This window comes from Comamonas sp. (assembly GCF_036666375.1).
Taxonomy (GTDB): domain Bacteria; phylum Pseudomonadota; class Gammaproteobacteria; order Burkholderiales; family Burkholderiaceae_C; genus Comamonas.
This window is the reverse complement of the sequence record NZ_JAVWWA010000024.1, coordinates 1-25,044: the sequence shown is the minus strand read 5'-3', so window position 1 is coordinate 25,044 and position 25,044 is coordinate 1. Positions and strand designations below refer to the sequence as shown.

22 protein-coding genes and 3 pseudogenes are annotated in these 25,044 nt (G+C 63.0%); 9 read left to right on the top strand and 16 right to left on the bottom strand.

Annotated features, from left to right (window positions below):
• Positions 1-10 precede the first annotated feature (10 nt).
• The 8 genes from RR928_RS08430 to RR928_RS08395 form a co-directional block, all read right to left on the bottom strand.
• On the bottom strand, positions 11-2,203 hold the full coding sequence (locus RR928_RS08430) for a xanthine dehydrogenase family protein molybdopterin-binding subunit (protein WP_332682163.1): 2,193 nt from the start codon (positions 2,201-2,203) through the stop codon (positions 11-13).
• Positions 2,204-2,213: 10 nt separating this feature from the next.
• On the bottom strand, positions 2,214-2,708 hold the full coding sequence (locus tag RR928_RS08425) for a (2Fe-2S)-binding protein (RefSeq protein ID WP_332548679.1): 495 nt from the start codon (positions 2,706-2,708) through the stop codon (positions 2,214-2,216).
• A gap of 176 nt (positions 2,709-2,884) precedes the next feature.
• Positions 2,885-3,880, bottom strand: a complete 996-nt coding sequence (locus RR928_RS08420) for a LysR family transcriptional regulator (RefSeq protein ID WP_332682161.1) — start codon at positions 3,878-3,880, stop codon at positions 2,885-2,887.
• Positions 3,881-4,230: 350 nt separating this feature from the next.
• Entirely contained in the window at positions 4,231-4,425 is a 195-nt protein-coding gene (locus tag RR928_RS08415; protein WP_332682159.1) for a hypothetical protein, read from the bottom strand.
• Between the two features lie 434 nt (positions 4,426-4,859).
• Positions 4,860-5,858, bottom strand: coding sequence for an aldo/keto reductase (locus tag RR928_RS08410; RefSeq protein ID WP_332682158.1), 999 nt, complete (start codon positions 5,856-5,858; stop codon positions 4,860-4,862).
• Positions 5,859-6,036: 178 nt separating this feature from the next.
• The gene (locus RR928_RS08405; protein ID WP_332682156.1) at positions 6,037-7,380 is read right to left on the bottom strand and encodes a metal-dependent hydrolase family protein; all 1,344 of its coding nucleotides are present in this window, start codon (positions 7,378-7,380) and stop codon (positions 6,037-6,039) included.
• 77 nt (positions 7,381-7,457) lie between these two features.
• A complete protein-coding gene (locus tag RR928_RS08400; RefSeq protein ID WP_332682154.1) occupies positions 7,458-8,258 on the bottom strand; it encodes an alpha/beta fold hydrolase in 801 nt (266 codons plus the stop codon).
• A gap of 8 nt (positions 8,259-8,266) precedes the next feature.
• Positions 8,267-9,136, bottom strand: coding sequence for a fumarylacetoacetate hydrolase family protein (locus RR928_RS08395; RefSeq protein ID WP_332682152.1), 870 nt, complete (start codon positions 9,134-9,136; stop codon positions 8,267-8,269).
• Positions 9,137-9,275: 139 nt separating this feature from the next.
• Here RR928_RS08395 and RR928_RS08390 point away from each other — a divergent pair, with 139 nt between their 5' ends.
• From RR928_RS08390 to RR928_RS08380, 3 genes are all read left to right on the top strand, one after another.
• Positions 9,276-10,190 (top strand): AraC family transcriptional regulator, encoded by a 915-nt coding sequence (locus RR928_RS08390; RefSeq protein ID WP_332682150.1) that lies wholly within the window; start codon positions 9,276-9,278, stop codon positions 10,188-10,190.
• Between the two features lie 170 nt (positions 10,191-10,360).
• A complete protein-coding gene (locus tag RR928_RS08385; protein ID WP_332682148.1) occupies positions 10,361-10,996 on the top strand; it encodes a hypothetical protein in 636 nt (211 codons plus the stop codon).
• A 5-nt stretch (positions 10,997-11,001) separates the two neighbouring features.
• On the top strand, positions 11,002-11,604 hold the full coding sequence (locus tag RR928_RS08380; protein ID WP_332682179.1) for an RES family NAD+ phosphorylase: 603 nt from the start codon (positions 11,002-11,004) through the stop codon (positions 11,602-11,604).
• Positions 11,605-12,004: 400 nt separating this feature from the next.
• Here RR928_RS08380 and RR928_RS08375 read toward each other — a convergent pair whose 3' ends face one another.
• Both RR928_RS08375 and RR928_RS08370 read right to left on the bottom strand, forming a co-directional pair.
• Positions 12,005-12,952, bottom strand: a complete 948-nt coding sequence (locus tag RR928_RS08375) for a porin (RefSeq protein ID WP_332682146.1) — start codon at positions 12,950-12,952, stop codon at positions 12,005-12,007.
• Between the two features lie 195 nt (positions 12,953-13,147).
• On the bottom strand, positions 13,148-13,330 hold the full coding sequence (locus RR928_RS08370; RefSeq protein ID WP_332682144.1) for a hypothetical protein: 183 nt from the start codon (positions 13,328-13,330) through the stop codon (positions 13,148-13,150).
• Positions 13,331-13,361: 31 nt separating this feature from the next.
• Here RR928_RS08370 and RR928_RS08365 point away from each other — a divergent pair.
• The 4 genes and pseudogenes from RR928_RS08365 to RR928_RS08350 form a co-directional block, all read left to right on the top strand.
• A pseudogene (locus tag RR928_RS08365) lies at positions 13,362-14,444 on the top strand (aconitate hydratase AcnA); the annotation flags it as partial.
• A gap of 17 nt (positions 14,445-14,461) precedes the next feature.
• Positions 14,462-15,358 (top strand): GntR family transcriptional regulator, encoded by an 897-nt coding sequence (locus RR928_RS08360; protein WP_332682142.1) that lies wholly within the window; start codon positions 14,462-14,464, stop codon positions 15,356-15,358.
• A gap of 11 nt (positions 15,359-15,369) precedes the next feature.
• Positions 15,370-16,113, top strand: coding sequence for an ABC transporter substrate-binding protein (locus RR928_RS08355; RefSeq protein WP_332682140.1), 744 nt, complete (start codon positions 15,370-15,372; stop codon positions 16,111-16,113).
• A 97-nt stretch (positions 16,114-16,210) separates the two neighbouring features.
• Positions 16,211-17,398, top strand: coding sequence for an MFS transporter (locus RR928_RS08350; RefSeq protein ID WP_332682138.1), 1,188 nt, complete (start codon positions 16,211-16,213; stop codon positions 17,396-17,398).
• Between the two features lie 531 nt (positions 17,399-17,929).
• Here the strand turns inward: RR928_RS08350 and RR928_RS08345 are convergent.
• From RR928_RS08345 to RR928_RS08330, 4 genes are read right to left on the bottom strand one after another with little or no spacing between them, the layout of a single operon-like run.
• On the bottom strand, positions 17,930-19,165 hold the full coding sequence (locus RR928_RS08345; protein ID WP_332682133.1) for an alpha-hydroxy acid oxidase: 1,236 nt from the start codon (positions 19,163-19,165) through the stop codon (positions 17,930-17,932).
• Positions 19,166-19,172: 7 nt separating this feature from the next.
• Positions 19,173-20,159, bottom strand: a complete 987-nt coding sequence (locus tag RR928_RS08340) for a tripartite tricarboxylate transporter substrate binding protein (protein ID WP_332682131.1) — start codon at positions 20,157-20,159, stop codon at positions 19,173-19,175.
• A 50-nt stretch (positions 20,160-20,209) separates the two neighbouring features.
• On the bottom strand, positions 20,210-21,244 hold the full coding sequence (locus RR928_RS08335; RefSeq protein ID WP_332682129.1) for a hydroxyacid dehydrogenase: 1,035 nt from the start codon (positions 21,242-21,244) through the stop codon (positions 20,210-20,212).
• Complete coding sequence (locus RR928_RS08330) at positions 21,244-21,921, bottom strand: RraA family protein (RefSeq protein ID WP_332682127.1); 678 nt, start codon at positions 21,919-21,921, stop codon at positions 21,244-21,246. Before RR928_RS08330 ends, RR928_RS08335 begins: the two co-directional genes overlap by 1 nt.
• A 125-nt stretch (positions 21,922-22,046) precedes the next feature.
• Between RR928_RS08330 and RR928_RS08325 the strand changes: the two genes are divergently transcribed.
• Positions 22,047-22,745, top strand: a complete 699-nt coding sequence (locus RR928_RS08325) for a GntR family transcriptional regulator (protein WP_332682125.1) — start codon at positions 22,047-22,049, stop codon at positions 22,743-22,745.
• A gap of 118 nt (positions 22,746-22,863) precedes the next feature.
• Here the strand turns inward: RR928_RS08325 and RR928_RS08320 are convergent, their stop codons facing one another.
• Entirely contained in the window at positions 22,864-23,772 is a 909-nt protein-coding gene (locus RR928_RS08320) for a LysR family transcriptional regulator (protein WP_332682123.1), read from the bottom strand.
• A 127-nt stretch (positions 23,773-23,899) separates the two neighbouring features.
• On the opposite strand from RR928_RS08320, the pseudogene RR928_RS08315 reads away from it, so the two are divergent.
• Positions 23,900-24,641, top strand: a pseudogene (locus RR928_RS08315) (SDR family oxidoreductase).
• 215 nt (positions 24,642-24,856) lie between these two features.
• Here RR928_RS08315 and RR928_RS08310 read toward each other — a convergent pair.
• A pseudogene (locus RR928_RS08310) lies at positions 24,857-25,044 on the bottom strand (integrase core domain-containing protein); the annotation flags it as partial.

Below are 25,044 nucleotides of genomic sequence, written 5' to 3'. Positions count from 1 at the left end.
CGGGCGCGTTTCACAGCGGGGTGTTTTTCAGCGGCAGCTGCCGCACCCGCTTGCCCGTGGCCGCGAACACCGCATTGAGCACCGCCGGCGCCGCCACCGCAATGGTGGGTTCGCCCACGCCGCCCCAGAAGCCGCCCGAGGGCATGGTGATGACTTCGACCTGGGGCATTTCGTCCAGGCGCATGACGTTGTAGGTGTCGAAGTTCTGCTGCTCGATGCGCCCGTCCTTGACCGTGCATTCGCCGTAGAGCATGGCCGACAGCCCGTAGACGAAGGAGCCGGTGATCTGCGTCTCGACCTGCTGCGGGTTGACCACATGGCCGGGGTCGGTGGCGGCAACGATGCGGTGGATGCTCAGCTTGCCGTCGGTCACCGAGACCTCGGCGGCCGCGGCCACATAACTGCCAAAGCCCATGATCTGCGCCAGGCCGCGGTGGCGGCCCGCGGGCGCCGGACTGTCCCAGCCTATGCCCTTGGCCGCGGCCTCGAGCACGGCCAGGTGCTTGGGGTGCCTGGCCATGAGCTTGCGCCGGAATGCCAGCGGGTCCTGGCCCGCGGCATGGGCCAGCTCGTCGATGAAGCACTCGAGGTAGACGGCGTTCTGGTTGAGGTTCACGCCGCGCCAGGCGCCGGGGCGCACATGCGGGTTGCGCATGGCGTGGTCTACCAGCAGATGGGGAAAGGTATAGCCCAGCGCCATTTCGGCGCCTTCGGCCACCAGGCCCTGGTAGACGATGGGGTCGCCGCCCTCGGCAGTGATGCGCGAGGGCGCATGGTAGGCAAAGATCGACTGGCCCGAAAGGCGCATGTGCAGCGCCTGCACTTCGCCCGCGTTGTCCAGCGACGCGCGCAGCCGGCATTGCGTGACCGGGTGGTACTGGCCCTGGGCCATGTCCTCCTCGCGCGTCCACATCATCTTGACCGGGGTGTCGGGCAGCTGTTTGGCAATCAGCGTGGCAATGCGCACGTAGTCGGTGTACAGCCGCCGGCCGAAACTGCCGCCAATGCGCATGGTGTGCACCTCGCAGGCCGTCGCGGGCAGGCCGGCGGCCTTGGCCATCTCGTCGAGCGCGGCGTCGGCCACCTGGGTCGGGCCCCACATCTCGCAGCGCTGCGCGCTCCAGCGCACGGTGGCGCTGAGGATCTCCATGGGCGCATGGTTCTGGTAGGGATAGCCGTAGTCGGCCTCGATCACGCGCGCGGCCTGGGCCAGCACGCCCTTGGCGTCGCCGATGCGGTTGCCCACATAGGCCTTTTCTGCGGACAGCCCTTCGCGCAGCGACGCGGCGATGGTCTCGCTCGAGGCCGTGGCGTTGCCACCTTCGTCCCAGACGATGGGCAGGGCATCCAGCGCCGACTTGGCGCGCCAGAAGGTGTCGGCCACCACGGCCACGGTGGCGTCGTCGACGCGCAGCACCTGCTTGACGCCGCGGCGGCTGGCAATGGCGGCGGCGTCGAAGCTCTTGAGCTTGCCGCCATGCACCGGGCAGGACCTGGGCACGGCCACCAGCATGCCGGGCAGCGTGAAATCGGGGCCATAGACCAGGCTGCCGTTGAGCTTGTCCAGCGTGTCGAGGCGCTTGAGCGGCTGGCCGGCAATGGTCCAGGTCTTGGGGTCCTTGAGCGCCACCTGCTCGGGCGGCGTGATCGCGGCGGCCGCCACGGCCACGGCGCCGTAGGTGGTGCGCCGTCCGCTGGCCGCATGGACGATCACGCCCTTGGTCACGCTGCACTCGGCGGGCGCTACGCCCCAGCCGTTGGCCGCGGCCTGCACCAGCATGGCCCGGGCCGTGGCGCCGCCGCGGCGCACGTAGTCGTGCGAGCCGCGGATGGCGCGCGAGCCGCCGGTCGACAGGTCGCGCCAGACATTCTGGCGGCTGCGGTTGCGCGCCGGGTTGACGAGCTCGAAGCGCACTTGCGCCCAGTCGCACTCCAGCTCTTCGGCGACCAGCTGCGCCAGGCCCGTCAGCGAGCCCTGGCCCATCTCGGTGCGCGCGATGCGTATGGTCACCGTTTCATCCGGGCGTATCACCACCCAGGCATTGACCTCGGGCGCGGCCGCCTGTGCCAGCGCGGCCTGGGGCGCGAGCATGTTGAAGCCGAAAGTGAAGGCCCCGGCCGTGAGGCTGGCGCTGGCGAGAAAGCCGCGGCGCGAAAGGCGCGGGCCGGTGGACTGGGGAGCGGATGCCGTGGTCTGTGTCATCGTGCTCTCCTCAGTTGCGCGCCGCGGGCGCGGAGTGGGCGGGTGCGGATGCGCGCATGCGCCGGGCGGCAAGCTGTATGCCTGCGAGCACCCGGGCGTAGGTGCCGCAGCGGCAGATGTTGCTGATCTCGCTGCGAATCTGCGCCTCGCTCGGGTCCGGGTTCTGCGCCAGCAGCGCGGCCGCCGCCATCAGCATGCCCGACTGGCAGTAGCCGCATTGCGCCACATCCAGCTCGGCCCAGGCCAGCTGCAAGGGGTGGGGCTGCTCGGCGCCCAGGCCTTCGATGGTGGTGACTTTCTGCTGCGGCGTGACCGCGGCCACGGGCATCACGCAGGAGCGCAGCGCCGCGCCATCGAGCTGCACGGTGCAGGCGCCGCACTGGCCTATGCCGCAGCCGTACTTGGTGCCGGTCAGGCCGACCTGCTCGCGCAGCACCCAGAGCAGAGGTGTGTCGTCCTCGACGTCGACGGTCACGGACTTGCCGTTGATGTTCAGTTGGGCCATGGCGGGTTCCTGTGGGTGGGCAGAGCGTTTTTATGGGCGGGCCAGCGGACAAGGCGCGCGGACAGGCGTGGAGTACGTTCCATCGCCAGAGACTGTAGTGCCTGGGCCCTGGTCTGAATCGCAAGCGGATCTTGCTCCATTGGCAAGCTACGCTTGTCAATCGCGCGGCGCAGCGCTCATGCAGTTGGCGGCACAGTCTGCGCGGGGCGCACGAACAGTGCGCGCCCGCGTTCTTCCGCCGCCGTCAACTCTTGCTGGCTCAGCACATAGGTGTGGTTGTTGGCCAGGCGGTCTATGGCCAGATCCAGAAACGCGCGCACGCGCGCCGGCTGGGCCACGCGGCTGCCGTAGTAGACAAAGACGCTGGAAAAATCCGCCACATGCTGCGTCAGCAGCGGCACCAGCCGGCCGCTGCGGATGTGCTGCGCCGCGGTCACGGAAGTCAACTGGCCCAGCACCCGCCCGCCGAGCACGGCGTCGGTTTCCAGCTCTTCTTCGTTGGCGACGAAAGCCGGCGGCACGTCCTGCTCCACGGACGTGTCGCCCTGTTTGAGGCGCCACGGCAGGGGCTGGCCGGTGGTGCGCAGTCGGAACACGCTGCAGCGGTGCTCCGCGAGCTGTTCGATGCGGTCCGGCGCGCCATGGCGCTCCAGATAGCGCGGCGCGGCGCAGACGATCAGCTGCAAGGGAAAAAGCCGGCGCGCGATCACGCCGTCTGCCGCTGACAGACCGATGCGAAAGCCCACGTCGGCCCGGTCCTCGACCCAGTTGCCTATGCGGTCGTCGAGCTGCACATCGGGCTGGACGCGCGGATGCAGCTCGGAAAACTCCTGCAGCAGCGCGGCCAGCACCGGACGGAACACCGAGTGCGGGCCGACAATGCGCAGCGGGCCGGCAATCTCATCGGTGGCGTTGCGGGCCTGGGCCAGCGCGCGCTCCAGCCCGGCCAGCGAGGGCCGCGCCGATTCCAGGAACTGCCGGCCTTCGGCCGTCAGCTGCATATTGCGCGTGGTGCGGTGCAACAGGCGCACGCCCAGGTGCTTTTCCAATTGCGCCAATGCCTGGCTCGCAGCCTGCGGCGTCATGCCCTGCGCCGCCGCCGCCTTGCGCAAGCTGCCCAGATCGGCGGTCTTGACGAAAGTGGAAATGGAGCGCAGTTCGTTGATGGGCATCGGGACGTCCTTGTTGGCAGGCTAGGGTGGGGCAGGCGAGCGGCGCCGCGGCAGGCCCGCGTTGCGCGCGCTGCCATGTGGAATGGCCTGGGCCTTTGCTCGGCGTGCAGCGTCAGGCCTTCGATGCCTTGGGGCCATGATGTTCGTGGGCCTGTAAATGGCCAGGCCCACCGGACTCAGCGGATCCGCGTCTTCCTCCATGAAAGGCTTGCGGCTAGCCTGGTTCTGTCGCTTGAAAAACGCAAGCAGCGGGAGGGAAAGCCGCTGGAAGCGCATCATAAACGAGGCGACAGCCGGCGCCGTACGGCTTCCGGCCAGGCGACAGGCTTTTGGGCACGCACCAGATGCGCTCAGGTAAGCACCACAACCCATTTGATGCCCTGCCATTCCCAGGTTCGCCTGCATGTGCAAGCGCAGTGTTTTTCCAGCCCGCAGTCGCCCGTGTTCACCCTGGCCCGGATGCCGACTTTGGGCTTCTCGACCTTGGCGATCAAGGCATTGATCCCCTGGTCCTCGTCCAGCGCGCGGCGTTTACCCGGGGGCATTGCGCTGTTCCAGCGGGCGTCAGCATGCGCATCAGGCCGCTTGACTGCATCCTGGCAACCGGTATCGCTCCAAGCTTGGATTCCTGCAACTTGCCGCAAGCTGTCGGCTTGGACCACGTTTGTTGACGCTGCCTGGCGCACATCGTATGCAGCAGCGCCGTGTTGGCATTCACTCCATTGTGGGTTTGGGTGTCGAAGTTCTACGGCTTGCCGTTCCTGCTCTGCTTCATCCTGCGACCGGCGGCGCCCAGGCGCCCGCGGATGGATACCTGAGCGGCCCTGGCGGCGAATGGTTGCCCTGGGAAAGCTCTTCCATGGAGCTGCAACGGGCGCCAGCCCGCGGCGGCATGCGCAACGCGAGATTCAAACAGGCCGGTGGTTCCTGACGTTTGAGCGCGATCCTCAGGCCGGTGCGATTTTCCTGCCGGCTCGGATCAGCGCGTTTCCATGCCGACGAAACCCGCGTCGGGGTAGCGAGCCCCCGCCACGCGCTGTGGATCGAACAGACCATCGAGCTGCGCCAGCTCATCAGCACCGAGCCGTATCTCGGCCGCGGCGACATTGCTTTCCAGATAAGCCACTCGCCGGGTGCCCGGGATAGGGATCACATGCGGGAACTTGTTGAGCAGCCAGGCAAGCGCAATCTGGGCGCTGCTGGCGCTGCGCGCTGCCGCGAACTGCGCCAGCGTGTCCACCAGCTGCCGATTGCTTTGCCCAGCTTCACCCTGGAAGCGGGGGTTGTTGCGGCGAAAATCGTTGTCGGCCAGTTGCTCCATGTTCAGCGTACCCGTGAGAAACGCCCGCCCCAGCGGGCTGTAGGCCACGAAGGCCGTGCCCAGCTCGGAACAGGCAGCCAGCATGCCACGCTCGGGCTCGCGGCTCCAGAGCGAAAATTCGCTCTGCACGGCGGCTATCGGATGCACGGCATGCGCGCGCCGCAGCGTCTGCTCGGACACTTCGGACAGACCGATGGCACCGATCTTGCCTTCGCGTACCAGCTCCGCCAGCGTAGACACAACGTCTTCAATGGGCACACCGGGGTCCCGGCGATGGCAGTAGTAGAGATCGATTTTCTCCACGCCCAGCCGGCGCAGTGAAGCCTCACACGCAGAACGGATATAGGCCGGGGAGTTGTCGATGCGCCGCTCGTATTGGCCCTCGGCGCGCACGATGCCGAATTTGGTCGCCAGCACCATGCGTTCGCGCCGCGCAGCCCCGCCTTCGGCAATGAACCGGCCGAGCAGTGTCTCGTTGCGGCCAAAGCCATAAGTGTCGGCGGTATCGAACAGCGACACACCCCGTTCGACCGCGCGTGCCAGAGTGTGCAGCGAGGCGCTGTCGTCACTGTCTCCATAGAACTCGCTCATGCCCATGCACCCCAGTCCCAAGGCGGAGGTGAGAGGGCCGTTGTTTCCTAACTTGCGCTGTTGCATCGACAAACTCCTGTGGGTGTGCGCCCGGCGCTGATTGCCAGCGCGACAATCTGCATCCGGGCGCGCACTGCACTTTCGCACAAAGCCTGTGCCGGCGTTCTGCGGGCTTTTCCGGTGGCACACGCCCGGCGCAGTCCGCAGCCGGGGCGGACGATGCCAGGCGGCGATGACACTCACATCATGCCGCGGTTTCGGCAATGGCTTCGCGCACGCCTTCCTCCTGCAACGGAAAGTCGCCGCCCGGCAGGTGCAGCGCTGCATGCAGCGGAAACGGCATGGTGCAATCCTTGAAGACGATCCCGTCCTTCATCACAAGGTTGATCTTGGCCGGCTCGGTCAGCAGCGCCAGGTTCTCGAGCGGGTTGCCGTCGACCAGGACCAGATCCGCGAGAAAGCCGGGCTTCACCTGGCCCAGCTCGTCGGGGCGCATCATGATCTGCCCGCCCAGGCTGGTGGCCGCGGCCAATGCTTCGGCCGGCGTCATGCCGATATAGTCGACGAAGTACTGCAGATCGTTGGCATTGGTGCCGTGGGGCATCCAGGCAAAACCGTAGTCCCCGCCGGGCAGGATGCGTATGCCGCGCTGGTGCATCTTGCGCAAGGTCTCCGATGCCACTTCAAGCTCGCGTTTGTAGCCCATCTTGGTCGCGACCTCTTCGGTGATGCCGTACTCGGCCGCGTTGTAGGTGGTGCGGATCAGCCAGCCTATGCCCGGAGCGACAAAGTGCCTGTCCTTTGCCGCCTCGAGCATATCCAGGGCTTCCTCGTCGGCGAAGCTGGCGTGGTAGACCATCTCGATGCCGTGGCGTACGCATTGCTTGACCGATTCGCTGGAGCGGGCGTGGGCGGCGATGCGTTTGCCATAGCGTTTGGCCTCGAGCGCCAGCATGGCGATCTCTTCTTCGGCGAACGGAGACATTTCGGCGGGAATGCCGGCGATGTATTCGCCCGAAAGATTGATCTTCAGGTGGTCCACGCCGTATTTGATGAATGTGCGTGCTGAACGACGGATCTCCTCGGGTCCGCTGCAGACGCTGCCGAAGCTCAGTTCCTCGAAGTTCATGTGCGGCAGGGTGTTGTCACCCAGCGCGCCGATGGTGGTGATCTCCTGACTGCCGGCCAGATACCGCGGCCCTTCGAATTCCCCCGCATCAATGGCGTTGCGCAGCACCACATCCAGCCGGGGCTTGGCCGCCGCCGCGCCGATGGCGGACGTCCAGCCCATGTCCAGATACCGCTTGGCCACGCGCACGCACCAGAGCATGTGCTCTTCGGGCGGCATGAACTGGATGGCGGCCAGCGAGGGCTGGTCATTCCAGCTGAAATGGGTGTGCGCCTCGGTCATGCCGGGCATCAGGAAGCGGCCCCGTCCCTCGATGATGCGGGAGTTCTCGCTGTTCACCGTGCCGGGCGCGCGTGTCACCTGCAGAATGCGCTTGCCGTCGACCAGGACTTCACCGCGAAAGGGCGGGGCGCCGCTGCCATCGAAAATATTGACGTTGCGAAAGGTGATGCGGTTCATGATCTGGTCTCCTTTGGCCTGCGATGCGAGCGGCCATATGTATATGTTTATCGACGAACACGAGAACGCGGGTTGCTTCAGTCGGTGGGTTGCTGGCGCGTGACCGATGCGTGGAATCGCTCCAGCTCCCGCATGCAGCCGGCAGGCATTTCGTACGGGGTCCAGTGCCCGCATCCTTCGAACACGACCTGTCGCGCCTGGGGAATGCGGGCCGCCATGGCCGCCACACTGGCCGGCGGTGCCACGCCATCCTGGTCACCGGTCAGCAGTAGCGTGGGCACAGCGATCTGCTCGATCGCTGCCGGTTGCGCGCGGGCCAGCGCTTCGCAACTCTGGGCATAGCCTTGCGGAGACTGGCGCATGACCGACTCGCGCACCAGCGCCAGTACCGCCGGCTGCTGGGCCTTGGTTTCCTTGCTGGTAGCGCCTTGCACGATGGCGTTGGCAATCTCCTGAAGCTGTGCCACGCCGCCGCGCGCCAGCGCAGCGCGCGCCTCGATGTGGGGACGCCCGGCGTCGGGAGGCGCCGTCAGCGGGCCGAACAGGGCCAATGAGCGCACTTGCTGCGGAGCCTGCACGGCGAGATGCTGGGCGACGATGGTGCCCATCGAGTGGGCAAGGACATGCACCGTCGCAATGTCCAGCGCCTGCAGTAGCCGCTGCAGGGCAGCGACATAGCCCGCAATCGACAGCCCGTCTTCGGGAAGCAGCGAGCGAGCGCTGCCGGGCAGATCGGGGCGAATGACACGGAAGCCTTGCAGTGCAGGCAGCAGCGGCGTCCAGGTGTTGGACGAGCCGCCCAGCCCATGGATGCACAGCAGGTCTTCGCCCTCACCGTCGATTTCAACGGCCATGCCTTGGATGATCCTGGTGGTCATGGCCGGCCTCAGACGAAGTGGTTTTCAATGCTGCCCAGGCCGTCGATTTCGACCCTGACGACATCGCCAGCCTGGAGGTACTGTGCTGGCTTCATGCCCATGCCGACGCCGGCCGGCGTGCCGGTAGCAATGATGTCTCCCGGGTACAGCGTGATGCCGCGAGAAATGGTTTCTATCAGCGAAGGGATGTCGAAGATCATGTTCGCTACCGGACCATCCTGGCGCAATTCGCCGTTGACCCAGCAACGCACGCGCGTTTGCGTGCCGTCAAGTTCGTCGGCGGTGACTATCCATGGTCCCATGGGGCAGAAGGTGTCGAAAGACTTGCCCATGTCCCATTGGCCGTGGCGCATCTGCACGTCGCGCGCCGTCACGTCGTTGACCACCGTGTAGCCGAACACATGCGCCAGTGCCTGCTCGCGACGGATATTCTTGCCGCCCTTGGCGATGATGACGGCGAGTTCGGCTTCATAGTCGATCTGGCTGGAGACTTCGGTCGGCACACGAACATCGGCATGCGGGCCGACCACGCATTCGGGCACCTTGGTGAACACGATCGGCCATTCGTCGGTCTTTGCCGCGTTGTCCTTGAACACCGAAGTCTGCAACTCCCTCGCATGCGCGTGGTAGTTGCGGCCTACGCACCAGACGTTGCGCCGTGGCAGCGGGATCGGGGCTTCAAGCGTGACGCCGGCCACTGCCACGGGCTGGCCCACGGTCTCGGGCAGGCGCTCGCCGGCTGCCAGGCGCTCGATGATGCCGAGGGCGCCGCGCCGGGCTTCGTCGGCACTGAGCTGGAATGCGTTGATGGTCTGGCCGTCGGCCGAAACGATTCCCACCTGGCGGCGGTTGTCGGCGATATAAGTAGCGATGCGCATGGCGGATTTCCTGTCGTTGTGTGGTCCACCGGGGCGTCGTGCCCGGGTATGGAAACTTTAGGAAAACCGGGCCAAGGGCGCTTATCGCCCGGTCTGGCGGCTTATCGGATAGTCCGGCGATGTGCTCCGGACTTTCCCGGTGTTGGTCGCGCAGCGGCCTCGGCACGCGGAACAATCACGCCAAGCCCCACATGAAGGAGACAAAACCATGGCAGAGGCTTATGCCCTGCACGAAGGCGCGTTCGGTACCGCCATCGTCCTGGAGTCGCGCGCGAACCTGGTAGCCCACGCCCATTCCGAAAGCCAGCTGGCTTTCTGGCTGGGTGGCGCACGTGCCTGCGCGCATGTCGGCGCGCAGACCGTCGAGTACGGCGAGAACATCGCTCTGGGCGTGAATGCCTTGGAGGCCCATGACATGGTCTTGCTTGAAGATCAGGGGGTCTGCCTTTTCCTGGTGTTCATGCTGTCGCAGCGCTGGCTGGAAAGCCGGGCACGGGCAAAGAATCGCAGCTTGCGCTTTGCCGCGCCACGCGTCTTTATCGACGCAGCGCTGCGCCGCTCCTGCTGGAAGGTGCTGGACTTGATGCTGTCAGCTCAGGGCAGCCGGCCGGCGGTCGATGATGAGGTCGAGCGGCTGCTCGAAGTCGCCATCGATGGTCCGGTGCAGGAAAGCGTAGGCACGGACCCCGTGGGCGCAATGCTGGACCCGCGCCTTCGAAGCGCCATCGCGCACATGCGCGAAAACGTGGCCGATCCGGCCTCCATCGAAGCGATTGCCGCCAGGGTCGGGCTGTCGCGAAGCCACTTCTTCGCACTGTTTCGCGATCAGTTGCACACCACACCGCAGGTGTTCTGGAGCGGTGTTCGGGTAGAGGAAGCCATGCGCCGAGTGGCCGCGGGCGCTGCCTTGACCGATGTGGCGCTGGATCTGGGTTTCACCGCGCCCGGCAATTTTTCGCGCTTCTTCAAGGAGCATACTGGCGTCTCGCCATCGATTTTCAAACGCGCGGCCCAAGGCGCGTCGCCGGTGACCGTGACGGGCATTCCGCGCTGATACCGCGCGTGCAGGTGATAGCCTCGGCCATATGCTTGCAGCCCTCGCAGGCGTGCGCATGATCCTACCTGGCAACCCAAGACATCACGCAATCATCTAGGCTACACGGTTGCTTTGGTTGACATGGTTGTCAATCCCGGTTAAATTGGAAACTCTGCTAAGGAGTTGCCATGTCCACGACCACCCGTATGCGTGCCACGCAGAAAGTCGACATTCCGGCGTTTGTCGACAGTCTTCGCGAGTTCAATGATGGCATTTTGCGCATCGTTCCCTCGCCGGTGGACGGCAACAAGCACTTGGGGGCAAGCTTGCGCGATGAGCTGAAGATTGCTTTGCAGGAGCTGGAGAAGACCATGAGTGTCCTGCGGGTCGCAGCAATCGAGACCCCAGCAGCATCCGATAGGAGCAATCAGCCTGACGAACACGACGCGCGCGCTGCTTTGATTTTGGATAGCACTGAAGCCATGGTCCGCAAGGGACAGCTGGTGACGCCCGTGGAATTCCAGGAGCTGATGGGATGGACCACCAGGCAAGCCGTGTCCAAGGCCGCCCAAAGCCACCGCATTTTTTCTCTGATGCACAGGGCCGAGCGCTACTTTCCGGCGTTCTACGCCGATCCCGCATATGACCGCAGGCATCTGGAGTCCGTAAGCAAAGTGCTCGGTGATCTGCCGGGAGGCTCCAAGCTGCAGTTCTTCCTCACGCGCAAAGGCTCCTTGGGAGGTGAAACTCCGCTGCAGGCCCTTGCTGCGGGCCGGGTTGCCAAGGTCAAGGACGTCGCTGCTGCGTTTGCCCAACAGGCTTGAGCGCCGTGCCACTTCAGCCACCCGCTGCTGATTTTTCCGATCTTCCGCTGCACATCAAGGAGGTTGCCGTGATGTCGCTCAAGAGAATAGGCCGGCGCAATACCGGGGAGCCTTACTTTGGAAGACATGCGGCCAACCGGTTTGACGACCCGAACAAGCAGTTTGGGGCTTGCTACTGCGGTCTGCAGCTGGACACAGCCATCGCGGAGTCGGTGCTGCACGACGTGTTGCCTGAAAAGGGGCAGTTCAGGATACGGCCGGAGGAAATCAAGACGCGCTATTTGGTCACTTTTGCAGCAGGGGCCAATCACGGCATGCTGAGACTCGCCGACCTTACCGGGCAGCATCTCAAACGCATTGGTGGAAACAACAGCCTGTCGGCTGAGCACCCGTACGATGTCACCCAGCAGTGGGCTGCGGCCGTCCATAGGCATCCTGCGAACGTGGATGGCTTTCTCTTCGTCTCCAAACAACTCAACGACAAACGCGCCGCCGTGCTGTTTGACAGGGCGCAAGACAAATTTGGTGCGCCCACCTATACGCCATTGACCCAGGCGCGAGGGCTGCACCAGGCCAACAACCGCCTGGGTATCGTCCTCGTGTCCTAGGGCGTCGCGAAAATCGTGGGATTGAATTTCCCCGGGATTTGTATATACCTTTGAGGCTCAGCCTGAGGCAAAATAGGCGGTGCCATGAGTAAACAGACGACCCTGAAGAATTCAAGACCGAAGCGGTAAAACAGATCACTGAGCAAGGCCACAAGTTGGCCGATGTGTCGGCCCGGCTCGATGTCTTCCAGGCAGCTCCGGGTAAAGTACGCATTCCTCAACAGCACCGACGTAAGCACAGCGTACGTCGGATGTGCAAGGTCATGAAAGAACACCTTCGCGATTACTCCGCCTGGGGTGTTCAACTACATCAAGCGGCGTTGATGGCATAGCGGGAGCGCGCGATTCGATGTGTTTATACGGTGGGAATACCCAGTCCCTGAACTGGTTCAGGGAAGGTTCAAAATGAATGTCTAAGCCCGATGTCGTAGCCCCACTTCTCGTGGGCAACTTTGTCGTCGTGGGCAAAGTCCACATATAGCGTGGTTCTTTTTGAGAGTGAATGATAGTAGCCAAGACCGATTCGGGAATTCAATGCGCTGGTATTTGTATCCTGCTTTAGGCGTCCATAGTTGAAAAGTAACTGTCCATGCGGCGATAACTGAATGGAGCTCGATAGCAGTAATGATTTCCGCTTGAACCCCTCCTTGGTCTTGCCGGTTCCGAGCAAACCGTGGAGCGTCCACTTCTTGAATTCATAGGAGAGCGTGGCAGCATTCCATACATCGCGCTCATTGCCCGGATTCTCATATCCCCAAGAGGCGCGAAGAGGTCCTTCGCGATAGGTGATAGCAAGACTTTTAGGTCGGTGTGGATAGTCCGAAAGACTGCCAGCCCCTTGATTTCTGTCCAGAGACAGTTGCACTACCGTGGCAACAGGACCCAGGCGCTTGGAGTATTTTATTTGATTGTCTTCGCGAACCTGTCCAATGCCACCGGTCACAATGTTGGTGAAGTTGGCCACGCTGGAATTCCCAAAATAGTCTGCGGCAACCTGTGTTTCCCAATATGCAGCGGTGTAGTCACGGCCCAGCAGAAGTTGACCCCATTCTTTGGATTCTATTCCCATATACGACTGCCTGAAGTAGCGCAGGCTATCGGTCTGGGCTCCGGTGTCGGCATTGAATCGATGCTCCAGAACAAAGAACGCACTGAAACCATTGCCGAGATCTTCAACTCCTCTGAAACCCAGTCGGCTGCCAGTTCCATTTTGCATGGAAATGGCATCTGCGCCGATAGGCTTGGCAATGGTCGAGTCGACTCTTCCATATAATGATACGACTCCCTGAGCGTTTGCAATACTGCTGAAAGGAATCAGCGCAACTGCTATTGATATAATATTTTTCATTGATTTATTTTTTATTTGATCTCGAAAAGTACATGGCGGTGCGAAACAGAAATTATTTCTGCGCACTGATCTTTGGTCTTGTTCAATTTTGAATGATGGCGCAGCCCGCAGAAATGGACTGGCCTCAGTTCAATAATCGCCTGCTGCTGGCTGAACTTTGCCGTCAACGGCATGGTCCGGCACAGTCAACGGAGTTCACTCCACCTTGATGTTTCCTGCCTTGATGACTTCAGCCCAGCGCTGGATATCCTTGCTGATGAAAGCTTCGGCATTTTCCGGCGAGCCAGGTGCGGCATCCAGCGCCATGGATGCAAATTGCGACTGAATTTCCGGAAGGTGGAGGATATATGTCATCTCCTTGTTGATCTGGGCAATCACACTCTTGGGTGTTTTTACCGAGGCAAACAGGCCATATCTGGACCTGGGCTTTCTGATGTCGCCGCCCCTGGTCATTGCGTTTGCGCTGGCCGGAGACGCCGAAAAGGACCTGCGCATCGATCCCATCCAGGTGACAGCGGACGGGCGTTGCGTCTTCCTGCAGGAGCTCTGGCCGTCCGCCGCGGAAATCGACGCCTGCCTGGCCGCATCCCAGGACCCCGCGGACTACCGCCGCGCGTTCCAGATCGCCTTGCAGAATCCGCTTTGGCACCAGCTGCCGGCACCGGACACGCCGCTCTATCCCTGGGAGCCGAAGTCCACGGCACTGCGCCGCCCGCCGTTTGCCGACCTGAACGAAGGCAGCCTGCTGGGACAATTCACCGCCTATCCGCTGCTGGTGGTGGGCGACGACATTACGACCGACCATATTTCGCCGGCCAGCGCCATTCCCAGGGACAGCCTGGTGGCCGACTTCCTGGTCGAGCGCGGCGACGACCGCAACGACCTGAACGTTTTTGCATCGCGCCGCGGCAACTGGGAAGTGATGGTGCGCGGCGCGTTTCACAGCAAAAGCTTGAAGAATCTGCTCGCGCCCGACGTGCCGGTAGCACATACCGTCCACGTGCCCAGCGGCGACGTCATGCCGCTGTATGACGCCGCGTGCCGCTACGCGGATGACGGAGATTCGGTGGTGCTGGTGGCCGGCGAGCGCTATGGCACCGGCTCCTCGCGTGACTGGGCCGCCAAGGGGCAGCGGCTGCTGGGCATCCGCAGCGTGCTGGCCAACAGCTTCGAGCGCATTCACCGCTCCAACCTGATCGGCATGGGCATCCTGCCGCTGCGCTTCCCGCCAGGTGTGACACCCGCGTCGCTGCATCTGGTTCTGGGCGATCGCATCATGGTGGATGCCCCAGCGGACGCCATCACGCCGCGTGGCCCGGTTGTGGTGCGCATTCTGCGCGTCAACGGCGACAGCGAGCCACTGACTGCGACAGCCGCGGTCGAGACGCAGTTGGAAGTGGACCTGCTGCGCAAGGGCGGCGTCATTCCCTCGACCTTGCAACGGATGCTGCAACAACACCGACAGGAAACCGCAGCGCAATGTCCGGCTTGAATGGACAATCCGATGCCATGCGTATCGAACAAACCATAGTCACCAAGATCCTTGAATTGATCAAGGCGCAGGAGATGACCGTGGGCAGCCATCTGCCTGCGCAACTGCTTGCCGACCGTTTGCGGGTGTCCCGCTCGCCCATCAATGAGGCGTTGGGCATTCTTGCGGAAAAAGGCGTTCTCAAGCGCGAAGCCAATCGAGGCTACTTCCTGGCCACGCCCGTGGTGGCTCCCACCAAGACCCTGGTGGAACAACTGGGCATCGGTGAAACCAATGTCGTCTCGGATGTCTACTTTCGCATTGCCGAAGACCTTCTGCGTGGACTGCTGCCCCGCGACGTCAAGGAAACCGAGATCAAGCACCGCTATGCGCTGACCCCGGCTCAGCTCAACAGCGTCATGGCACGGATCTCCAGCGAAGGTTGGGCCGAGAAGAAGCCCGGCTATGGCTGGAGCTTCTCCTCGATGCTGACCACGGCCGACAGTCTTTTGCAGTCCTACCGCTTGCGACTGGCCCTGGAACCCGCGGCCCTGCTCGAGCCCGGCTACCACCTGGCGCCAGATGTCATCGAGCGTTGCCGTGCCGCGGAGAGGCATCTGCTGCAAGGCGGCATAGCGACCGACAGCGCGGACAACCTGCACGAACGCGGCGTGCGCTTCCACGAATCGCTGGTCGAAGGCTCGGGCAATCCGTTTTTCATCGACACCATCCGGCGCGTGAACCGCGTGCGCCGCTTGCTGTCCTACCGTTCCATGCAGGAACGCTCGCGCTACCGCGAACACTGCGAACAGCACCTGCACCTGCTCGATCTGCTGGAGCGGGGGCACAACGACGAAGCCGCGCAGGCCATGCGGGTGCATTTGTCGAGCACGCTGCGCAATCTCGAAAAGATCAGCGGAATTCTCAAACCTTGACCCCCTGCACCATGCACGTATCCCCCGACATTCTTCAAGCATTCACGCCCATGGGCGTTCTTCGGGCGTCCATCAATCTGGGCAATCCGATCCTGGCCCACCGCAACGCGCAGACGGGAGAAGTGGGCGGGGTGTCCGTGGACCTGGCCCGTGCTTTTGGCGAGCAGCTGGGGGTAGGCGTGGAATTGGTTGTTTTCGATGCGGCGGGCAAGTCCGTCGAGGCCGTCGCCACGCAGCAGGCCGATATCGGCTTCTTTGCCATCGACCCGTTGCGGGGCCAGAGCATCCGCTTCACCGCACCCTATGTTTTGATCGAGGGCGCCTACCTGGTGCGCGCGGCCTCGCCGTTGCAAGCCAATGAAGAGGTGGACCAGCCCGGCAGACGCGTGACCGTGGGCAAGGGCAGCGCCTATGACTTGTTCCTGAGCCGTGAACTCCGGCAGGCGACGATCGAGCGCGCTGCCACCTCACCGGCCGTGGTGGACAGCTTCGTGGCGACACAGGCCGATGTGGCGGCCGGCGTCAAGCAGCAGCTGCAGGCGGACGCGCAGCGCATTGCCGGCCTGCGCCTGCTGCCAGGCCGTTTCATGGTCATTCAGCAAGCCATGGGCACGCCCACCAGCCGGGGCGAAGCCGCGGCGGCAGCGCTGCACGGCTTTCTCGAGGAGCGCAAGCAAAGCGGCTTCATCGCTGAAGCACTCAAGCGCCACGGGATAGAGGGCGCGAGCGTCGCACCGGCTCAAAGCCGCAGTTAAAAGTCAGCCCACCACTTGCATATGCGCTGGTTTTGCTGCCAGCGGGGATCTGGCTCGATTGCCAGGGCCCTCATCACGCCATCTCAGATTGAACCCCTTGAACGATTTCTCATTTCGCAAGATCGCAGTCGCCGCGTTCGGCCCGGCGCTGCTGTTTGGCATAGGCGACGGGGCCATTCTTCCCGTCGTCGTGCTGCTGGCCAGGGAGCTGGGCGCATCCATTCCCATGGCTGCGCTGGCGGTGACGTTGATCAGCATCGGCTGCGTGCTCAACAACATTCCGGCTTCGCTGTTCACCGCGCGCTGGGGCGAGCGCAGCGCGATCGTGGTTGCCGGGCTGTGGAGCGCGCTTGGCATGGCGGTCTGTTTCTTCGCGACGCATTTCGGCGTGTTTGCCCTGGGCTGCTTCATGATGGGCATGTCGCAGGCCATGTACAACCTCGCGCGCCAGAGTTACATGACCGAGGTGGTGCCCTTGAGCCACCGCGCCCGCGCGCTCTCGGCGCTAGGCGGAGTGGTGCGCATAGGGAGTTTCGTCGGGCCGTTTCTCAGCGCCGCGGTGATCTACTTCCACGGCCTGTCCGCGGCCTTTGCTGTAGGAATGGTGGCGGCACTTTCGGCCGCAGCCCTTGGTTCCCGGATTCCGGACCTGCCCGGCCACCAGCGCCAGCCATCCGCGCAGACCGCAAAGCCGGTCTCGTTGCTGTCGGCCATTGCCGACCACCACCGCGTTTTTCTGACGCTGGGCCTGGCGATCTTGCTGGTCGGCGCGGTGCGCGCGTCGCGCTCGGTCGTCCTGCCGCTGTGGGCTGACCACCTGGGCCTGGGCCCTACCGCAGCCTCACTGCTGTTCGGCGTGGCCGGCGGCATCGAGACGCTGGTGTTCTATCCAGCGGGCAAGGTGATGGACGTCAAGGGCCGCCGCTGGGTCGCGTTGCCCGCGATGCTGTTCATGGGTGCGGGCATGCTGCTGATGCCGCTGACCGGCAGCCTGCCGGCCCTGCTGCTGGTGGCCATGCTGATCGGCTTTGGCAATGGCATCAGTTCTGGCATGAACATGACCTTGGGCGCCGATCACGCGCCGGTGCAGGGAAGGTCGTATTTCCTCGGGGTCTGGCGTCTGCTGGCGGACATCGGCGCTACCGCCGGGCCCGCGCTGCTGTCGCTGATTGTCTCCGCAGCGTCGCTCGCGACCGGTATTGCCGCCATGGGCGCGCTGGCCGCGCTGGCTGCGGCATTGCTGCACCGGTGGATTCCTGCACAGGGAGCGGCGCCGCCGCGCTAGGGGCGAACACGTGATCAAGTCCGGGGACTCGCAAATGCCGGGTTGGCACTGTGGAGCTCTAAAAGCCCTGTTCTTCGCGAGCGCGCCATAGGCCGTCCTGGTTCCATGCGCGGCCTCGCGAAGCCGGGCTGGTGATGGGGGCGGTGGCCACGGCAGCCTGAATCGATGCTTGGACCAGGCGTTTGTTGGGCGCGCAGAATTCGCTGCCAAGTTCGGCTGCGCTCGGCCTATGTCAACCGCAGGCGCGCACTGACGCAACGGCTGCAGCAGCAGTGCGTGGCGTTGATCGATGCGCCGGAGCGGGGTCAAGAAGGCGGTCGCCGGTACGCTGGCGATCATGCCCGGTGAGGCGCAGGTCTTCGTGCCGCAATAGCCCTGCTCGAATGTTTGGGCAAGGCAATCACCTATGTCGGCCCGGTGGGCGCGGGGCATGAACAACTATGTCTTCGCGGCAGCGCTGCTGGCCCCAGCGGGACAGATAGGAACTGCGCATTGCGATCAATTTGGACTGACAACGTCGTCTTCTGGCGATCACGCCTCCAACAAGCAGTCCCTTTCCAGGTCCTGCAGCGACGACACGCCCAGCATCGCCATGTCGCGCGAGGTCTCCTCGCGCAGGAGTGAAATGGCTTTGCGCACGCCGGGTTCGCCCGCGACGGCGGCTGCGTAGTTGAAAGGCCGGCCGATGAAGACGAACTTCGCGCCCATGGCAAGTGCCTTGAGCACGTCGGTGCCGCGCCGAAAGCCACTGTCGATCATCACCGCCACTTCGGGACAGGCTTGCACGATGCCGGGCAGCACCCGAAGGGGCGACACGGTACTGTCAAGCTGGCGGCCTCCGTGGTTCGATACGATGAGACCATCGGCCCCGGTCTCCACCGCCAAGCGCGCATCCCGGACATCGAGGATCCCCTTGATGACCAGCTTTCCCGGCCACATCGCGCGGACCATCCGAATGTGTTGCCAGCCGAGGTGACCACGATCGGAGAAATCGCGCAATACGCTTGCCGAGAGGATGGGAGCGCCTCGCCGTGCATGGTTGTTCTCGAAATGCGGCATGCCGTGGCGCATGATCGTATTGAGGAAGGTACCGAACAGCCACCGCGGATGTGTGAGTCCCTCCCAGGCCAATGCCATGCTCGGCCGAAGCGGCGTAGAGAAGCCGGCCCGAATGTTGTTTTCGCGATTCGACGCAATGGAGGCATCGAGCGTCACCACCAGGGTTCCGAAGCCTGCGATCTTGACGCGCTCGATCAGTGCCACGATTTCGTCTTCCGTGCCCGGGAGGTAAGCCTGGAACCAGGCGTGGGGGTTCGCTTTGATGATCTCTTCCATCCGGATGAGCGAGGAGCCGCTCATGACCATCGGAATGTTCTCGTGCGCCGCCGCCCGCGTGAGCACCAGATCCCCGCGGTAAGCCGACAGAGCGCAGATGCCCATCGGCGCGATCCCAATGGGTGCCGACCAAGTGCGGTCGAACAATTTTGTCGCTGTGGAGCGCTTCGATGTATCGGCCAGAACTCTTGTCACGAACTCGAATGCTTCGAACGCTCTCGCATTCGCCCTCAGTGATTGATTGCGCTCCACCCCGCCTGAAACGTACGCAAACACCGGTGCTGGCAGGTGTCGGCGTGCTGCAGCTTCGAAGTCGTCCAGGGAAAGAACATGGCCCAACCGTGCCGGAAGGACAATCGGTTTGCCGAAGCGGGTTGTTGCCGCGGCGTGGGCCTGCCGGTCCACGTCGCTGGCTGAAGTTTCGGGCTGCATCCGCTACTTACTTTTCGCCCCAAGGCATCACTTGCCAGAGCTGCCTGAAACTGGCCTCGGTGTCTTTCAGTTCTGCCGAGTAGGCTTGAGGTTCAAGATAGCGCAGGGGCGCGAAGTAGCTCGCCGCTTTGGCTTGAAATTCCGGGTCTGCGGCGGTCTTCTTCAGTGCGGAGGTGAGCTGCTCGCGCACCGGTGCGGGCAAGCCTTTGGGCGCTGCGAAGCCGCGCAGGGACGCCATGATGATGTCGTACCCCTGTTCGCGAAACGTCGGCACGTCCGGAGCTACGCTGCTGCGCTTGGCACTCATTTGGCCGAGCTGGCGAAGCTGGTTGCCGCCTTTCACCGCGGCGAGCGCCTCGCCGATGTTCATGACAGCGATCGTGATCTGTTTGCCCACCGTGGCATTGAGGACCTCGGCGGCACCTTTGAATGGCACATGGTTCATCTTGATCCCAGCCGCCTTTTCGAGCTGCAAGGCCGCAAGATGGTCGTCCGAGCCGACCCCGGTGGTCCCGTAAGACACCTCGCCAGGATGCGCCTTCGCATACGTCACAAGGTCCTTGAGCGTCTTGAATTCACTATCAACGCGCACCGAGATGTTGTCGGGATCGTCGACAACATTGCCCAGCAGGTCGTAGTCCTGCCAGTGGAAGTTGGACTTTCGTTCGATCGGAATGGTCAGAACATTGGGCGTGTTGATCATGCCGATCGTGTAGCCGTCTGCTGGAGCGCGCGTGAGCTCGCTGAAGCCGATCCCACCGCCTGCGCCTGGGCGGTTGATGACCGTGATGCTCGCGTTGTGGCCAAGATGCTTGGCCATGTATTGCGCAACCAGCCGCGCGATGACGTCGCTGCCCCCTCCGGGAGCGTACGCCACTATCATCTTGATCGGTTGTTCGGGATAGGCGGCGAACGCCATGCCAGGGGTGGCGGCGACAGTGGACAAGACCAGGGCCGGTACGAAGCGGCGCAGGAGAGCGGTGATGCGTTGCATTTCAGCAGTCTCTTTCGGGAACGGTAAGTTGAGAAGGAAGTCGGCGGGATTCAGCCCAAGATCTGCGCGCGACGCTTCTCGTAGGCAGGCAAGGCTTCGGGATTGATGAGGCGGGGAGGGCGTTGTCCGGCCAGCAGATCTACGATCTGCTGCGCGCTGATTGCAGCGACATTGCCGCGCGATTCGTGGGTGACACCCGCCACGTGGTAGGTCGCGAAGACGGTGTCCATGCCTAGCAGCGGGTGGTCCAACGGTGGCGGCTCTTGGTCCCACACGTCCACGCCGGCGCCGGCCAAATGCCCAGACCGCAGTGCCTGTACCAGCGCCGCTTCGTCGTGGATGCCGCCACGCGCTGTGGTGATGAAGATCGATCCCTTTTTCATGCGGCCAAAGGTGTCGGCATTCATGAGCTTCATGGTGCTCGCATCTCGCGGGCAGTGCAGGGACACAAAATCCGATCGCGCAAGAAGTTCATCGAAGGACACAGGCTGAGCACCGCGACGGGTGATCTCTTCGTGGGACAGGAAAGGATCGGTGGCGATGACCTCCAGACCGAAGGCGCGCGCAAGGCCTGCGACCCGCGAGCCGATGTGGCCGATTCCCACCAGTCCTATCGTCTTGCCGCAAATCTCGTGACCCATCACGTCCTCGCGGGAGTAGCCGATCTCGCTTCGCATGCGGCGGTCGCCTTCGATCATGCGGCGAGAAACGCCGAGGACCATCGCGAGCGTGTGCTCGGCCACGGAAATTGCGTTGCCGCCGGCTTGATTGACAACCAGCACACCAGCTTTTGTGCATGCGTCGACGTCCACCGTGTCATAGCCAGCCCCTCCGGCTGAAACACACAGCAGGTCAGGGCAACGGGCAAGAAGCTCGGCGCGGGCAAAGAACTCCTGAGGCAGCTCATCCTTTGCGGCGGAGATGTGATAGACGTGTGCGGCCGACAGCATGTCCCACGCAGCCGCGCTGTTGCCGCGCACCGGGAAAATTCCCAGTGCAATGTCGCGCTCGCTGGCCAGACGCTCGTCGAACGCCGGTGCGATCCACAAGTCGGAGCGAACGACCCGCTTTTGAAGCTTGGACATCACACAGCCTCCGGGTTGCAGCCGATGCGCTTGAGCGTTGCATCGATCCACGTCGTATCGAGCTGGCCCGCCGCAATGTCGGCCAGCATCTTCCTTTCGGCTTCCATCTTTTTGTGTGTTGCGGCCAGCACTTGCTGCGCATCGTCGAAGGGGATGCAGAGCAGCCCGTCCGCATCGCCCACAATCAGGTCGCCGGGCAGAATCACCATCCCGTCGATGGCAATCGGCACGTTGATTTCGCCAGGGCCGTCCTTGTATGGTCCGCGGTGCGTGACGCCCGCGGCGTAGAGCGGGAATTCGCCCTGACCGATCTCCTTGGAGTCCCGGACGGCACCATTGAGCACTATGCCGGCTACGCCGATCTTCACCGCGGTAGCAACCATGATTTCGCCGAAGAGGGAGTTGGTCAGATCTCCTCCCGCATCCACCACGATCACGTCACCCGGCAGGGCCATGGTGAGCGCTTTGTGGATCATCAGGTTGTCTCCTGGGCGGCACTTCACGGTGAGTGCGGGGCCAGCGAGAGCGCCACCTTTGTGCATGGGGCGAAGGCGAGGGCCACCTGCCGTCATCCGGGTCATGCAGTCACTGATGTTGGCGACCGGCAGGCCGCGGAAGGCGTCGATGAGCCCTGCTGGGACTTGGCGACGGCGTTTGAGGATTTGAAGTCCGAGCATAGGATTCTGTTTGTGTTGAATTGGGTTGCGTTGGTTGAAATGTACAATGCAAATACAAAACAGCAAGACTTTGGCACTAGGGGTTATCGATTACTAAGGCGAGCTTTCGCTTTGCAAAGTGCAAGATGAACAATATCAAAACAATTAAAGCGAGTGCGGCCGAAAAGGCCTATGAGGTTCTGCGCCAGCGGGTGGTCGGTGGCGGTTATGCTCCGGGTGAGCAGTTGAAAGAGGAGCACATCGCGCGTGAACTGGCGATCAGCCGCACGCCGGTGCGTGCTGCCCTGAAGCGCCTCATCGACGATCGCCTGGCCACGGCCGACCCGAATCGGGGCGTTCGGGTGGCCGAGTGGACTGATTTCGACATCGAGGAGACCTTCGACTTGCGCGGCTTGCTCGAATCGCATGCCGCCGAACTGGCTGCCCGTCGCGGCGGGGCCGCCCTCGCTGACGTACTGGACGATCTCAATGGCCAGATGGAGCGCGCGATCCACAAAGGCGGAGATGAACTACCCGAGCGACTGCAGGAAAACAATGCCCGATTCCACCGAGCGATTCTGGACGCGAGCGGATCGCCACGCCTGCACTCGATCCTGACGTCGCTGATCGACATGCCAATCGTGCTGCGATCGCACTTCATCAGCACGCTGCAAGACAAGCTGCAGAGCCTGAGCCACCACCGCGACCTCGCCGCGGCCGTCAGGGCGGGTGACGGCGAGCTCGCAAAACAGGTGATGCGACTGCACTTGCGGGTGGCGTCGCACCGCTTCAGGCGCCAGCGGGAGGCGCTCAAGCCTGTGGGAGCCGGCACCGACGGCTCATGATCCCGTCGCTGATTCCTTCAAGCCGCGCCGGTTCGGTCACCACTGAATTTTTGACGCAGTTACGCCTGCAGTGGTTAAAGCAGAACTTCCTCAGGGGGTCACGTTTTATCGTCTCGTCTTATAGGGGCGGCGCAGGGGTGCCGCCATTCAAGGCTGGAATCTTTGAAAACACGTCCGCCATGAAATCCATGAACACGATAGCCCGCGTGGGGAGCAGTCTATTGGCGACATAAACCATCTGCACGGGCACCGGGGGAGCCGCATGCTCGGTGAGAATGAACTGCAATCTCCCGCTGTTCAATCCGCCCTCGAACAGCCACGCAGGTCCATGCGCCACACCCAGGCCTGCCGCGACCGCCGCACTCACAGCGTCGGGCGAGTTGATCCTGAGCCTGCCGGAAACTGGAATGTCCGCGTCCCGGAATCGCCAGGTCGCCCCGGACGACAGCAAGGTGTAGACGATGCAATCGTGGTCGCGTAGATCATCCGGGGTCTGCGGAACTCCGCGTTTGGCCAAGTAGTCCTTGCTGGCGACGAAGACCCGGTCGTACCACCCAAGAGGCCGGGCGCGCAAGCTGCTGTCCTCCAGCTGTCCTATGCGAATGGCGAGTTCGGTGCCTTCATTGACCAGGTCTACGTATCGATCGTTGAGTTGGAGATCCAGGATCAATTGAGGGTAGCGCGCCAAAAAGGCCGGCACATGCGGCAGCACAAACGCGTGTGCGAGAGCTGTCGGACAGGCTACGCGCAAAAGTCCCGATGGCTCGACGTTGTTCCTGAAGCACGATTCGGATTCATCCACCGCATCCAGGATGCGCCGGATGTCCGCATAGTAGCGTTCCCCCTCCGGCGTCAAGGAGAGCTTGCGCGTGGACCGGTGGAGCAAACGCGTCTGCAGATGATCCTCCAGAGCCGCTACATAGCGGCTTACATTGGGTTGCCCCAGCCCTAGATCGCGCCCTGCCGCCGAGAAGCTCCCCGTTTCTACAGCACGCGCGAAGCATGTCATCCAAAGAAATCGGTCCACTTCTTCACCTCAATTCATGCCTAATCTGCATGAATTATATGCAAATAGGCAGTCTTATTGGATTCGAGGCATGAGCGCATATTTCCCCATGTCGACCGCAGTGGTCGTCATTCACCGGAGAATTCAAATGTCGCGCTTGCAAGGTAAACGTACTCTCATCACTGGCGGCACCAGTGGCATCGGGCTGGAAACGGCGAAGCAATTCCTGGCGGAGGGTGCTCGCGTGATCGTCACGGGTGTCAACCCCGATTCGATAGCAAAGGCCCAGGCCGAATTGGGCCCGGAAGTACCGGTGCTGCGCGCCGACTCGGCCAGCGTCGCAGCCCAAAAGGAGCTGGCACAAGTCATCAAGGAACACTACGGCCAACTCGACGTTGCCTTCCTCAACGCCGGCATCTCCGTCTGGCGGCCCATTGAGGAGTGGACGGAAAACATGTTCGACCGCATTTTCGACATCAACGTCAAAGGGCCGTACTTCCTGATGCAGGCGCTGTTGCCGGTCTTTGCAAATCCTGCTTCCGTCGTGTTGACTACTTCCGTAAGCGCGCATGCAGGCGCGGATCGCTCGTCCGTGTATGCCGCAACGAAGGCCGCATTGCTGAACATGTCGAAGACGCTGTCGACCGAATTGCTGGGCCGTGGCATCCGTGTCAACGCGGTGAGCCCTGGCCCCGTCGAGACTCCGCTTTACGACAAGGCCGGTATTCCGCAAGCTTATCGCGAGCAGATCAACAAAGCGATCACGGCAACCATTCCGCTGGGCCGCTTCGGTACCGCCGACGAGGTGGCCAAAGCAGTGCTGTATCTGGCATCGGACGAGTCGCGCTGGACGAATCGTCCTTGACGGCGGCCGCCTGCTGAATGGCTAGGCGCGCAGCTCAGAAATTGCGCGAATCCAACATCGCCTGGGCTGAGTGAATCAGGTACTGAACGCCCGCCTCGGCACTTTGGCGACGAGCCAGTCCAATCCAGACGGTGCGAACAGCGGTACGCGGGAAACCTCTGCCGCTGTTTCCGCTTGGTATGAAGCCTCCTCGAATTCCTGAGCCAGTCAGAAGTAGAGGTTGGGGAACCGTTTGACACGTTACTCGACCAGAGGGATTCGGCCGAGAGATTCATGGGGGCGGTGGTGGTGGTAACGGTGCAGCCAATCGGCTGTCATGTCGCGCACTTCCTGCAGCGACTCGAACACGCAGCAGTCCAGCACCTCGGTGCGCTAGGTCTTGTTGAATCGTTCGACACAGGCGTTCTGGGTCGGTTTTCCAGGTTGGA